The organism is Paenibacillus sp. LjRoot153 (assembly GCF_964253085.1).
GTDB lineage: Bacteria > Bacillota > Bacilli > Paenibacillales > NBRC-103111 > Paenibacillus_E.
The window spans coordinates 361,245-373,685 of sequence record NZ_CAXUQH020000001.1; the positions used below are offsets into that span (position 1 = coordinate 361,245).

Consider the following 12,441-nt stretch of genomic DNA (forward strand, 5'->3'; position numbering starts at 1 on the left):
CGTCAGAAACAAGCGAATTCGCGAAAATTAACTGTAGTTTATACAGTTAAAGCGGATGCAGGCACGTAGGCGCTCGCACTCTGACGCCCGATTCCACCTCAACCACAGAGGCTTTCCACGGATTGCCTCTTCAATATTAGCTAGTTTGAAACAATAGGAGCTTGAGAAGCGCAAATAGATCAAAGGTAGCAATGGGAGTTAGTTAAGGAGTTGTTCCCTACCGCCGACGCCGCTCGCGGCGCAGCAAATAAATAAAGTACGGCGTCCCGATGACCGCCGTCATAATCCCCACGGGGACTTCCCGTGGGAGAATAATGACGCGGCCGACTAAGTCGCCGAGCAGCATGAGATCCGCGCCGATCAAGGCGGCGAGCGGGATCAACCATTGGTGCCGGCCGCCGACGAGGCTTCGCGCAATATGGGGCGCGATCAGGCCGATGAAGCTGATCGCTCCGACAGCCGACACGGAGATGCCGGCTAAGCTAACGGCGAGCAGCAGCAGCCAGAAGCGCTGCCGCCCAATTCGCACGCCCAACGCGGCGGTCATCTCGTCCCCAAGCTGAAACACGTTCAGCTTGGCGAAGTTCGCCCATACGATGGGCAACAGCACGGCAATCCACGGCAGCAGGCTGTATACGTTGCTCCAGCTGCGGTTCCACAGACTGCCTGAGAGCCAAAGCAGCGCCGCATTGATGTCACTAGGATGGCGAACAATCAAATACTGGATGCCAGCCTGAAAGATCGTCCCAATCGCAATGCCCACAAGGGCAAGATGGGAGGGACGCAGGGTTAGCCGGCGACTTAACAAGAGCAGCAAGAGGAAGGCAGCGAATGCCCCAATGAAAGCGGCAATCGGTAAGTAATAGCTTGGCGGCTTAGGGAACAAGAAAATGACCCCGGCGGCCATAAAGCCAGCCCCTTTGGTAATCCCGATAACATCGGGGCTCGCCAAAGGGTTTCGAATGACGCTTTGGAGAATCACGCCACCAACCGCCAGTCCAAAACCAGCAAGAATAGCAACCAGTATACGAGGTAAGCGCAATTGGTGCACGATAAAATACGAAGGATGCTTTGCATCCGTAAGCGCTGCCCATACGTCGCGATAAGGAATACGAACCGCGCCAACATGCGCATAGATGATGGCTAAGATGATCATCAGCAGGAAAGCAATGATCAACGAAATAACGGGGATCCGCAATGCTTTCCGAGTCATCCTCTTGACCTCCCTTGCTTTAAAGCCAAGTAAATGAAGAAGGGAGCGCCGATGACGGAAGTTACGATGCCAACGGGTGACTCGAACGGAAAGGCAATAAAACGGCTTAAAAAATCAGCATATAACAGCAGAATACCGCCAAGTAAAGCCGTTAACGGTCCGAGAACGACCAAGTTCGTACCTACTAATGCGCGCGCAATATGCGGCACAATCAGGCAGACGAAGCCGATGGGACCACATAAGGCTACCGCGGAGCCAGCGAGTACAATGACGAGCAGCACGCTGATGCCGCGCACGAACGTGATGCGTTGGCCAAGCCCCGTCGCAATTTCATCATCGACAAGCAGCAGTTTAAACGAAGGGAGCATGAACGCAAATAGCAGCATACCTCCTATAAAAAACGGAAGAATCACGCGCACTTCGGTCCAAGCGGCTTGACTCAAAGAGCCGACCAACCAGAAAATCATGCTGTCTGTCGCATGCTGATTAAGAATAATGACCCCTTCCGTCAACGAGGAAAGGAGGAAGTGGATCGTGATGCCAGCGAGCGCAATATAGACGTATTGTTTGCTACCCGTTCCAGCAAGCGACCAGACCAGCAAAGCACCTAGCGCAGCGCCGACAAAGGCAAAAGCAATCAACCCCATGTTGCCGAAATGTGGCAAAAAAACAAGTCCAACTACAACCGCTAAAGCACCTCCCGCATTGATGCCGAAAATGTGAGGGGAAGCCAGCGGGTTTTTGGTCGTGAGCTGGGTGAGCAGCCCTGCCAACCCAAGCTGCATCCCGACGATGCAAGCCATGATGGCGCGCGGTAAGCGCAGCGTTTGGATATACAGATGAGCCTTATCATTGCCTTGATAGGTCACAGCTTCGTACAACGTGTGCCATGACACGGGGGATTGGCCCCATTTTAAACTAGCCATAATCCCAATTAGTATAGCTAGTAGACTCGCAGAAAATAGGAAGAGCAGAGGCCATTTACGGCTCTGCTTCTCAAGGTTCATGGGTTGGTTCATTGAACTACTGCCCCAAATTCTTCACGATATCGTCGAGGATTTTCTCCGACCCGATCATGCCACGGGACAAGGACCAGTCACGTCTCTCAACAGTGAATACTTTTTTGTTAGCTACAGCATCAATTTTCTGCCAGAGCGGGTTCTTTTCCCATTCTTGCACGATGGTAACTTTCTCAGTTGGCATTACGAATAGGACTTTTGGATTCGACTCTACCAGCTGTTCAAGGGTAAGCTGTGGATAAGCTGTCGCATTTTTAACTGGATCATTGTAGCCAAGCATAGAGAGGAAGGAGCCACTGTACGCATGATCGGAGTGTGCGAAGAAGCCTTTTGGATTCACAACCGCAGGGAGAACGCTAATGTTCGATGCGGCTAGCTTCTTTTTCATCGCTTCAACTTTCGTTTGGTGTTCAGCTAGGCGCTTCTTGCCTTCTTCAACTTTACCAACGGCTTGTGCGATAATGCCTACATTTTTAAGCATTTGATTGTAGTCCGCTTGGAAGTCATCCAAAACAAGGACAGGTGCGATACCTTTGAGCTGTGGAATCGCAGCTTTATGTTTATTAATATCAACGATAATCAGATCTGGTTTAAGGGAAGAAATAAGTTCAATGTTAGGCTCGTAGCGTGAGCCGACGGATGTGTAAGTTTTCAGCAATGCTTTTACGGAGTCCATCAAAAGGTCTGGAGAGCTATCGTCCGCAACGCCGATTGGCTGTACGCCAAGAGAAACAAGGATATCTGTGAAGCCGAATTCCATGGCTACGATACGTTCAGGCTTCTTAGGCAGTTCAACCGTGCCTACCGCATCTTGAACAGTTATTTTTCCATCCGCTTTGGCAGCAGGGGTTGGGCTAGCGGCAGCTGGTGTCGTTGTTGCAGCTGATTCGGTATTCGTCGTTTTGCCACAAGCAGCAAGGCTTAGTGCAAAAACGCTGATCAGTGCGATAAGGCTAATACGGGTAAATAAGGATTTCATCTCAGCATTCCTCCGTGAAAATGATTATTATTCTCAATGAGTATAATACCGAATAATGGTTACATAGAACATGTCCAATATGCAGATTGGACATGTCTTATTGTTAGATTTTAGAGTGAGTGGTGACATATTCGGAAGGTGTATAACCTGTTTTTTTCTTGAAAACCTTGCTGAAATGGAAGTAATCGACGAATCCAACGCGGCTCGCGATCTCTTTGGCCAGCAGATCTGTCTGCAGGAACATGATCTTAGCTTTCTCGATACGCAAGGCATACAAGTAGCTCATGAGTGTCTTTCCAGTCATCTTTTTAAATAAAACTGTAAAATACCCCACACTCATTCCTGCACGTCGTGCCAGCATAGGCAAGGTAAGCTCTAGCATATAATGCTCGTTGATATAGGAGATCGTGCCCTCGATCGATTCTGCAGCTGACTTCTTCTCGTGAGTCAAATCGGATTCGTGCAGATAAATAAATAGAATGCGCTCCAGCATCATCCTCATTCGCATCCTATGTGTCGCGTCATCTTGGGCGGTCTGGGGAGTAAGCTCCTGTGTTCTTCGGATAATCTCATCGAGCATATAGTGAATTTTGATTTCGCTTAAGGTTGTTAGATGTCCTTGTAAGGTCCAAACATGCTCATCTGGCACCATGGTATAGGTAATGACGACATAGTCGACGATTTTCGTTCTGGGTACTTGAATGGTGTAGTCACCTTGATTAGGATGACAGGCATAAGCTTGTGAACAAATGATGGGTTCATGGCCGGCGAAGTGTAGCATGAAGTGACCTTGGCGTACAATAACTAATTGATATTTGCTAGGTGAACTAGTGATGGCTAGGGTGGAAGAAGCCACCTGAATATGATCAATCAGCGGAACAAGTGGAATCATTTGATGGAAATTCACATCGCATGAACTCCTTTCTAAGCAGCGTAGGTAGTAGTCTCATAGTGACATAAAAGCAGTACAGCAACAAGCCTTCACTGACAAAAAAAGCACCCCATTCGGGGTGCCGCGCGATCACATCGCATATACACTCTTACTAATGATTTCTGGTAATTCAGCACGCTGGGCTAGATATTGCTCAGGTGTGATGCTGCCATTAAACAGTCGCAACTGCAGCTGCTCTGTTAGTTCCGCTAATTGGAGTTCAATGACCTTCTGTACATCAACCTGGTTAGCTTTCGCGATATCGGCCAACGAAAATCCGTTAACTTGTGCTGTATAAATGTCTTCCTCGGACGAAAGTTTTAGGACATGCAGTAAATCTTCTTTGATTGGTTTAGGATCACGTCTACGAATATGAATCTCCACCCCTACAGATCATGTACTCTATTGTATTCAGATGAAAGCCAAGTGGAATGGGGGGATATCACAGAATTCGAAGATGGCGGAATATTATATTGGTTTTCAATGAGGTGGCCAACACATAATCTCCTGCCGTGGTGTGGCATATTAGTAACAGTCCCAATTGGCTGTAACTCGCCACAACTCATCACACAAGGCAAGGAGTGCATGACATCCATATGAAAATCTTGCGTATTCTCCTATTTTCCCTAGCTCTTATGGCGGGGCAAGTGACCATGGTCTCAGCGGATGGAACTTATCATTTTGGTTTCAAAAAGAGTGTCAACGGCCAACCGCCATCGATCGATGAAGAGGGATTCAAGGGTCTCTTGAAGCAGCACGGCGCTGTCTTTACAGGCGATCAGTCTCAAAAGGAATTGTACTTAACCTTCGATAACGGGTATGAACAAGGCTACACAGGTCGAATTCTGGATGTGCTCAAAGAGAAGCAGGTACCGGCCATATTTTTCGTAACGGGCCACTACATTCGGACGGAACCGGAGTTGCTCAAGCGCATGGCAGCCGAGGGGCATCTGATCGGCAACCATTCATGGAGCCATCCCGATATGAGCCAGATTCCGGCAGAACGCATTCAGAAAGAGCTCAACAAAGTGAAAGATGAGGTCGCCGCGGTGACAGGGCAAAAGGAAATGCACTATCTGCGTGCTCCGCGGGGCATATTCAACGACCGCTCGCTGGCTGTCAGTCAGGGGCTTAACTACACGAATGTGTTCTGGTCCGTTGCGTATCGCGACTGGGAACCCAAGCAGCAGAAGGGCTGGGAGTATGCCTACAAAAATGTGATGGCCCAGCTGCATCCAGGTGCTGTCATCCTGTTGCATTCCGTATCCAGCGATAATACGGAAGCGCTCGGTAAAATCATTGATGCCGCGCGGGCACAGGGCTACCAGTTCAAGAGTCTAGACGAGATGAAGCTTCGCACCCCGTAGATAGGAAATAGAAAGCCCCTTAGCTACTGTAGCTAAGGGGCTTGTTTGGTGTTTTGTAGGTGGTGGTGGTGCGCCTAGCGGACCGATTAGATGGATTTTATGCATCTATTTTCATGCAATTACCCCGGATTTCCGAAATAGATGGATTTCATGCAGCTAATTAGCGACATTTTTTAAGCAGAAACTGGTTGGAATTAACTGGATGTTTTCCATCTAAATCGAGATTCGAGTGGAAAAAGCTCAATTTAACTACCTATTTTACAGTTATTTCAGTTCACATGCGCCGTACGGAAGCCAAGACTAGGTTGTCTTAGTCAAGTCGGCAAGATTATTTTCAATCTTTGCTTCGGATTTCTTTTGTTCCAACCAAGTTTGGGAAAGCGTTGAGATCTTTTGATCGACTAACGATTGTTTAATTGTAGCTGTTTTGTCTGCAAGCGTTGGTGTCGAAGCAGCTTTATGATCCGTTACCTTAATAACATCGTAACCTGTTGCTGTTTGTACTGCAGAGCTTAGACCGCCTGTTTCCAAAGCAAACGCCGCGGCTTCAAAGACCGGATCTCCTTGTCCTGCCGAGATATAACCAAGATCTCCGCCTTTATCCTTCGTTGCTGCATCCGTGGAGCTTTCTTTCGCAAGTGTTGCGAAATCCCCGCCGCTTTTCAGCTTCGCAATAATTGCCTCAGCTTCAGCCTCCGTCGCTACAGAGATATGAGAAGCTTTCACTTGTGCAGGTACTTTTAATGATTCTAAATTTTCATCATAATATTTCTTAATTTCATCGTCAGTGACCGTGACTTGTGGCTCCAAAAGCTTTTTCAGCATCACTTGGGACTGCATGTTTTTCTTCAAATCGTCGAGTGTCATGCCATAGTTGGCAAGCGCTTGGTTAAATTCATCGTCGGAGCCATACGTAGCTTTAATCGTTTGAATCTCATTCGTCACATCGGCATCCGTAATCTGGACTCCCGCCTTCTTACTCTCTTGGTTGATAAGCTCTTCCGTGATCATAGAGTCTAGCGTTTGTTCTCCGCCACTTGCTACCAACGCGCTATACAGCTTAGTCGTACTTATTTCAACACCGTTGACCTTGGCAACGGCTTTCTCATTGTTACTTTTAGAAACAGGTGGAAATACCGAAGCGTAAGCGATCAAGCTGACCAAAAGGGCGGATGATGTCCATACCCATATGCGATTATTTTTTGAATTCATGTATATACTTCCTCTCGTGATGTGGCTGTTTGTGTGGGTCGTTCTCTTTCTGTACCCCATTATGCCTGACCAAGCTGAAGAAAGTATGAGTGCAAGCTGAACGTGAGCTTAATACATGATAGGTATGTATTTTAAATTGTGTACAATTTAATTGTTGACAAAATAAACTGTGATTGATATGATTTGTTCATAAGGTTTGTCACCAATTAAATTTTACACAATATAAAAGTATGAATTAAGTGTCAGCATACCGGTAGAAAAAAAGGAGGAATTCCTATGCATCATAAAGCGATCATTATCGGAACAGGACCTGCAGGACTAACTGCAGCCATTTACTTAGCGAGAGCGAACATTTCGCCACTTGTTATAGAGGGTATACAGCCAGGTGGTCAACTGACCACGACGACAGAGGTCGATAACTTCCCAGGTTTCCCTGATGGAATTACGGGGCCTGAGCTAATGGACAACATGAGGAAACAAGCGCTTCGCTTCGGGGCAACGATTCAGTCGGGGCGTGTAACAGAGGTGGACTTCTCCAAACGTCCATTCACTTTATTTCTCGAGGACGGCGGACAATTAACCGCAGACTCGTTAATTATTTCGACAGGTGCAACAGCTAAGAAATTAGGCATACCTGGTGAGGCAGACAATATCGGCAAAGGGGTAAGTACTTGCGCGACGTGTGACGGATTTTTCTTTCGGAACAAAAAAATCATCGTCATCGGCGGCGGCGACACTGCAATGGAGGAAGCACAATTCCTGACAAGATTCGCGTCTGAAGTGCGCATAGTACATCGTAGAGACGATCTCAAAGCTTCAAAAATCATGCAAGATCACGCTCGCGGCAACAGCAAAGTAGCTTGGAGCTTGAATCGTACACCACTTGAAGTGGTGGCAGGACCGATGGGTGTGACAGGACTGAAAGTCCACAATAACGCTACAGGTAAAGAAGAGTTACTCGAGGCGGACGGGATTTTCCTCGCAATCGGGCATACCCCTAATACCGGTTTCTTAGGTGGGCAGCTGCCAACCGATGAGCTTGGTTACTTGCAGGTGATACCGGGTACGTCCCAAACAATGATCCCAGGGGTATTCGCTTGCGGCGATGTACAGGATCGGATCTACCGTCAAGCGATTACTTCAGCAGGCAGCGGATGTATGGCTGCACTCGATGCCGAACGCTATATTTCGGAGCAACAAGCTTCCGTAGAGCACGAATTACAAGGAGGAATGAGCTATGTCCGTTAATCATATTTCCGATGTTTCTTTTCAAAATGAAACTGGGACTGGTACCGTCCTCGTCGATTTCTGGGCACCATGGTGCGGCCCTTGTAAAATGATCGCTCCAATCTTAGATGAACTCTCAGCTGAACTCGGTGACACTGCGAAAATTGTTAAAATCAACGTCGATGATAACCCAGAGTCCGCTGCAAAGTACAACGTGATGAGCATCCCGACATTACTTGTTTTCAAAGATGGGCAAGTGGTCGATCAGCTGGTTGGGTTTCAGAGCAAAGAGAAGTTGAAAGCCGTTATTGCAGCGGTTTAAGCTAGACCGTACATTCTAAATCGTTGTTAACTACATTCACGAACAACGAAATCACTCACATATACCTTAGGAGGATTACCATATGACACAGACAAACCTACAAGAACGTACAGGCATCGCTACCCTTGGAGGCAATCCAATTACTTTACTGGGACCAGAAATTAAAGTAGGGGATCAAGCACCAGACTTTAAAGTAAATAAGGATCTGATGACGGAAGTCAGCTTGGCGGACTATGCGGGCAAAGTGAAACTTATTTCCGTTGTACCTTCCGTGGATACAGGAACATGTGACGCTCAGACGCGCCGCTTCAATGTGGAAGCTGACAAACTTGGCGATGACGTCGTCATTTTGACGATTTCGGTGGATTTGCCTTTTGCACAAAGCCGTTTCTGCGGTGCTGCCGGTATTGATAAAGTCGTCACCCTTTCCGACTACAAAAATCGTTCCTTCGGTCAAGCATACGGCGTGCTTATCAAAGAAATTCAGTTGGATCAGCGTGCGATCTTCATCGTAGATGCGAATGATACAGTTCGCTATGTGGAGTATTTGACTGAAATGAGTAACCATCCGGATTATGAGGCAGCTTTAAAGGCGTTGAGAGCGTTAGTGTAAAATGTCGAGATGAAAGAAAAGAGCAGTCATCCTTGTGGGATGGCTGCTCTTTGGTATGAAGAGGGAATGTTGTAGGTTGTACAACAACATATTGTTTGAAGGCTCATGTAGCAGGGTAATGTTGTATGCCATACAACATTACTGCTCGATTTCGCTGGAAATGAAATAAATCAGAGAATATTGTTGTATGCGATACAACATTACGCTGGAAATGACACAAATCCAAGCATAATGTTGTAGTTTCTACAACATCTGAGTCGAAAGAGGAAGATCAGCAACAGCTACCGCCGCGCCAGCGCGATCTCGCGGCTGCCCTTGACCATGCCCGTGCCGCAGAGCGGGCACGCCTTCGCCGCGAGTCGTGCCTCCTTCGGCGAAGAGATCCGCGACCAGGCTTTGCAGCGGGTCGCGCCGCACAACCAAGCCGCGACCCGCTCGGTCGCGGTCGCAGCACTACCGCCAGCCACGGCTCCGCCTGTGGCCGGGCCGAACCCACCAGCCGGCTTGCTGCGGCTGGTCACGGCTCCGTCCGCGCCAGGGAACGCGGACAGCAAGAACCGGGAAGGCTCCGCCTTCTTCCCGCGGTAGAACGCCGGCGAGCTAATCAGCAGCTCGCCTTTCGCCCTTGTCACGGCGACATAAGCTAGTCGCCGTTCTTCCTCGAGCGCGGCGGTGCCCTTGTCGCGCCCCGCAACGCCCGCCATTTTGACATCGTCCAAATGGCTTGCATCGAGTGCCGAGCTATGCGGCATATTGCCTTCAATCGCACAGAGCAGGTACACAATCGGGAACTCGAGTCCCTTCGATTTATGAATCGTCATCAGCGAGATTTTGTCCGCGAATTGTTCTTTGCTTTGCATCCGCATTTCCGTGCGTTTTTCCGCCACTTCATGGATAAAATAAAGGAACTGCTCGACCGTATTGAACCGCTTGGCAGAGGACTCTAGCTCGTCCAGCGTTTCCTTCAGCATTTCACGATGCTGTGTGAGCTTGCTGCGCTTATTCGTCTCGAGGAAAGTATCATAGAAATCCTTGCGAATCGCCTGAATCGCTGCGAGCGGCGTCATCTCCACGAGAGATTTGATCAAACGAATGCGGGCTTTCAACTTTTCTTTCTGAAATTCCTTTAACTGTGGAAGCCCCAGCAGATGGATTAAAGGCCACTTTTTTGCCTGAATCGCTTCTTGATCTTGAATAATACGCATGCCTTGGTCTCGTCCAATATATAATGAGGGGAGGACCCCTTCGATGGCTTCGAAATTCCGTCGCTCATGCGCAATCCGCAAATGGTCAATAATCGGCTTCACCATCCACTGTTCGTAGAAGGAATCATTCGAACCGTAATCGACAAAAGGGAGGTTGTGTAGGATCAACGCCTCAATAATGGCCCGACTGTTGCTCGCCGTCCGATATAATATCGCGAAATCCCCATACTGGTTGCCGTCCTCAGCAACTTTAAGCCGAATATCGTCGATTAACCAATCCGCTTCGTCATCGCTGTTCGCAGGCTTCACATAATGCGGCTTTAGTGTGCTTTCCTTGGTGGCCAGAAGCGTTTTCGATTTCCGCTGCACGTTATGCTTAATGATCGCATTGCCTAAGCCAACAATACTCGATGTCGATCGATAATTGATATCCAGTGTGACGGTTGTTGCAGTAGGGTACTGTTCATGGAATTGCAAAATGAACTCATTTCTTGCGCCATTGAACGAGTAAATGGTTTGGTCATCGTCACCCACGACCATCAGATTCTGATGAACCGCCGCAATCATTTTTATAATTTCATACTGAACGGTATTCGTATCCTGGAACTCATCAACGCTGATGTATGTGAATTTGCGCTGCATGGAGCGGAGAATGTCGGGATTGTAAAGCAATAACTGATACGCTTTGATCAAAATATCATCGAAATCGATCTTCATCTGCTCCATTTTCCACTGTTCATACTGCAAGAAAATTTTCTTAACTTCCTGTTCTTCTTCCGTACTTTCAGGGAGATCTTCGACGTCGGTAAGCTGCATTTTGTAGGAGGAAAGCAGTGTAATCAGCACCTCTGGCTGATAAGTATCCTGCAAGCCCATACTAAGCATGATCCGCTTGAAAACAATTTGTTGAAAGCGGCCATCGCTCAGAATCTCCTGTTGCAGCCCGTTCATTCGTAGTAAACGCAGGCAAAATGCATGAAAGGTCCGCACCTGCATCACATTAGCCATACTCGCATGAAGACCGGGCAACGTCGTGAGACGTTCTCGCATTTCTTCAGCGGCTTTTTTGGAAAACGTAATCAGCAACAGATTCGCAGGCTGCACCTGATGGACACGGAGTAAGTAAGCAACGCGGCACACAAGCACCGTCGTTTTACCAGAACCGGCGCCAGCTAGCGTGAGCAGGGGGCCTTTGAAATGTCGGACTGCCTTAATTTGAGCTTCATTTAGAAGGATGCCGTGCTCCTCTAGATCACGGAAAAAATAGCTATCTGCATCTGTATCGGGCACAAGCTCCGTGCTATTCGTAAGAAGTGCCATTTTCGCATGGGGCACGGGGCGTTCTGTCGTTGGTTTAAAGCCTAACGGCGTTGTATACATAGGAAGAGAGTTCATGTGACCACCTGTTTCATAACAATGTTTCTTGCAAGACTGAACCACCTATTTTACCACAATTATAGCCGTATGAAAGGAAAAATAGCCGTATGGTTAAATCTTACGTTAAATTGTTGTGGGGGCAGTTCAATGAACACGATGCCACCGGGCTTGCCGCACAGTGCGCTTACTATTTTCTGCTCTCCCTTTTTCCATTACTGCTGTTCGTAATGAGCTTACTCGGGTACTTGCCGTTCTCCTCCGACGATGTCGTCGGCTTGATTCGGGAGTACATTCCGGGTGCTGTGGCAGGGTGGCTCGAGGAAACACTCAGTAACCTGCTCAATGTCAAAAGAGGAGGCACACTCTCCTTCGGTTTAATCTTGGCCTTAGTGAGTGCCAGCGCGGCGATGAACGCAATTGTTCGGGCAGTCAACAAAGCGTACGGATTGCCAGCTCGTAAAAGCTTTATTCACTCTCGCTTTTTAGCTATCATGCTTACTTTAGGTATGTTAGTCGTGATCATCTCAGCGCTGTTGCTCAGCGTATTCGGTCACTGGATTGGGGATTGGTTAGCGGAGCATGTCCATGTGGCGACTTCCCATATTGAGCTGTGGAACCATCTGCGCTGGATTATTAACTTTGTCATCATTTTTGTCGTATTCATCGGCATTTACTATATCGCACCCAACACATGTTTAACTTGTAAAAGCGTGCTGCCCGGCGCGTTATTCGCCGCCATCGGTTGGCAAGGAACGTCGTTGGCGTTCTCCTTCTATGTCAACAGCTTCACCAACTACAGCGCGACATATGGTAGTATTGGCGGGATCATTGTGTTGATGACCTGGTTTTACATTTCAGCCCTCATTATCATTATCGGCGGCGAAATTAATGCCTTGCGCCATGTGAAAAATATACACAAGGCCAATGCGGCCCTTGAAACGACGGAAAAGAACCGAGTCTGATCATCAGAATCGGT

12 protein-coding genes are annotated in these 12,441 nt (G+C 48.0%); 5 read left to right on the top strand and 7 right to left on the bottom strand.

Annotated features, from left to right (window positions below; translation table 11 throughout):
• Positions 1-217: 217 nt before the first annotated feature.
• The 5 genes from ACSQ8P_RS01670 to ACSQ8P_RS01690 all read right to left on the bottom strand — a co-directional run bounded on the left by ACSQ8P_RS01670 (position 218) and on the right by ACSQ8P_RS01690 (position 4,526).
• Positions 218-1,213: a FecCD family ABC transporter permease gene (locus ACSQ8P_RS01670; protein ID WP_436233609.1), complete on the bottom strand. Its 996-nt coding sequence runs from the start codon at positions 1,211-1,213 to the stop codon at positions 218-220.
• Entirely contained in the window at positions 1,210-2,232 is a 1,023-nt protein-coding gene (locus ACSQ8P_RS01675; RefSeq protein WP_436233610.1) for a FecCD family ABC transporter permease, read from the bottom strand. Before ACSQ8P_RS01675 ends, ACSQ8P_RS01670 begins: the two co-directional genes overlap by 4 nt.
• Positions 2,233-2,236: 4 nt before the next feature.
• On the bottom strand, positions 2,237-3,211 hold the full coding sequence (locus tag ACSQ8P_RS01680; RefSeq protein WP_436233611.1) for an ABC transporter substrate-binding protein: 975 nt from the start codon (positions 3,209-3,211) through the stop codon (positions 2,237-2,239).
• 103 nt (positions 3,212-3,314) lie between these two features.
• A complete protein-coding gene (locus ACSQ8P_RS01685) occupies positions 3,315-4,118 on the bottom strand; it encodes a helix-turn-helix transcriptional regulator (protein ID WP_436233612.1) in 804 nt (267 codons plus the stop codon).
• Positions 4,119-4,232: 114 nt separating this feature from the next.
• Entirely contained in the window at positions 4,233-4,526 is a 294-nt protein-coding gene (locus ACSQ8P_RS01690; RefSeq protein WP_056611039.1) for a hypothetical protein, read from the bottom strand.
• A 212-nt stretch (positions 4,527-4,738) separates the two neighbouring features.
• On the opposite strand from ACSQ8P_RS01690, the gene pdaA reads away from it, so the two are divergent.
• Positions 4,739-5,509 (top strand): delta-lactam-biosynthetic de-N-acetylase, encoded by a 771-nt coding sequence (gene pdaA / locus ACSQ8P_RS01695; RefSeq protein WP_436233613.1) that lies wholly within the window; start codon positions 4,739-4,741, stop codon positions 5,507-5,509.
• Positions 5,510-5,809: 300 nt separating this feature from the next.
• On the opposite strand, the gene ACSQ8P_RS01700 is transcribed toward pdaA, so the two are convergent.
• Positions 5,810-6,721, bottom strand: coding sequence for a peptidylprolyl isomerase (locus tag ACSQ8P_RS01700; protein WP_436233614.1), 912 nt, complete (start codon positions 6,719-6,721; stop codon positions 5,810-5,812).
• A gap of 276 nt (positions 6,722-6,997) precedes the next feature.
• Between ACSQ8P_RS01700 and trxB the strand changes: the two genes are divergently transcribed.
• From trxB to tpx, 3 genes are all read left to right on the top strand, one after another.
• Positions 6,998-7,969 carry a thioredoxin-disulfide reductase gene (trxB, locus tag ACSQ8P_RS01705; RefSeq protein ID WP_436233615.1) on the top strand — a complete coding sequence of 324 codons (972 nt, stop codon included), beginning with the start codon at positions 6,998-7,000 and terminating at the stop codon, positions 7,967-7,969.
• Positions 7,959-8,270, top strand: coding sequence for a thioredoxin (gene trxA / locus ACSQ8P_RS01710; protein WP_436233616.1), 312 nt, complete (start codon positions 7,959-7,961; stop codon positions 8,268-8,270). The genes trxB and trxA overlap by 11 nt, the downstream gene beginning before the upstream one ends.
• A gap of 82 nt (positions 8,271-8,352) precedes the next feature.
• Positions 8,353-8,883, top strand: a complete 531-nt coding sequence (gene tpx / locus ACSQ8P_RS01715; RefSeq protein ID WP_436233617.1) for a thiol peroxidase — start codon at positions 8,353-8,355, stop codon at positions 8,881-8,883.
• A gap of 281 nt (positions 8,884-9,164) precedes the next feature.
• On the opposite strand, the gene ACSQ8P_RS01720 is transcribed toward tpx, so the two are convergent.
• Positions 9,165-11,483, bottom strand: coding sequence for a UvrD-helicase domain-containing protein (locus ACSQ8P_RS01720; RefSeq protein WP_436233618.1), 2,319 nt, complete (start codon positions 11,481-11,483; stop codon positions 9,165-9,167).
• A gap of 89 nt (positions 11,484-11,572) precedes the next feature.
• On the opposite strand from ACSQ8P_RS01720, the gene ACSQ8P_RS01725 reads away from it, so the two are divergent.
• Positions 11,573-12,427 carry a YihY/virulence factor BrkB family protein gene (locus tag ACSQ8P_RS01725; protein ID WP_436233619.1) on the top strand — a complete coding sequence of 285 codons (855 nt, stop codon included), beginning with the start codon at positions 11,573-11,575 and terminating at the stop codon, positions 12,425-12,427.
• Positions 12,428-12,441 lie beyond the last annotated feature (14 nt).

What these genes read in the sequence shown, in the direction of transcription:
- ACSQ8P_RS01720 (WP_436233618.1), bottom strand. Translation starts at nt 11,483, where the DNA reads ATGAACTCTCTTCCTATGTATACAACGCCGTTAGGCTTTAAACCAACG.
- tpx (WP_436233617.1), top strand. Translation starts at nt 8,353, where the DNA reads ATGACACAGACAAACCTACAAGAACGTACAGGCATCGCTACCCTTGGA.
- trxB (WP_436233615.1), top strand. Translation starts at nt 6,998, where the DNA reads ATGCATCATAAAGCGATCATTATCGGAACAGGACCTGCAGGACTAACT.
- ACSQ8P_RS01700 (WP_436233614.1), bottom strand. Translation starts at nt 6,721, where the DNA reads ATGAATTCAAAAAATAATCGCATATGGGTATGGACATCATCCGCCCTT.
- ACSQ8P_RS01670 (WP_436233609.1), bottom strand. Translation starts at nt 1,213, where the DNA reads ATGACTCGGAAAGCATTGCGGATCCCCGTTATTTCGTTGATCATTGCT.
- ACSQ8P_RS01725 (WP_436233619.1), top strand. Translation starts at nt 11,573, where the DNA reads ATGGTTAAATCTTACGTTAAATTGTTGTGGGGGCAGTTCAATGAACAC.
- ACSQ8P_RS01675 (WP_436233610.1), bottom strand. Translation starts at nt 2,232, where the DNA reads ATGAACCAACCCATGAACCTTGAGAAGCAGAGCCGTAAATGGCCTCTG.
- ACSQ8P_RS01680 (WP_436233611.1), bottom strand. Translation starts at nt 3,211, where the DNA reads ATGAAATCCTTATTTACCCGTATTAGCCTTATCGCACTGATCAGCGTT.
- pdaA (WP_436233613.1), top strand. Translation starts at nt 4,739, where the DNA reads ATGAAAATCTTGCGTATTCTCCTATTTTCCCTAGCTCTTATGGCGGGG.
- trxA (WP_436233616.1), top strand. Translation starts at nt 7,959, where the DNA reads ATGTCCGTTAATCATATTTCCGATGTTTCTTTTCAAAATGAAACTGGG.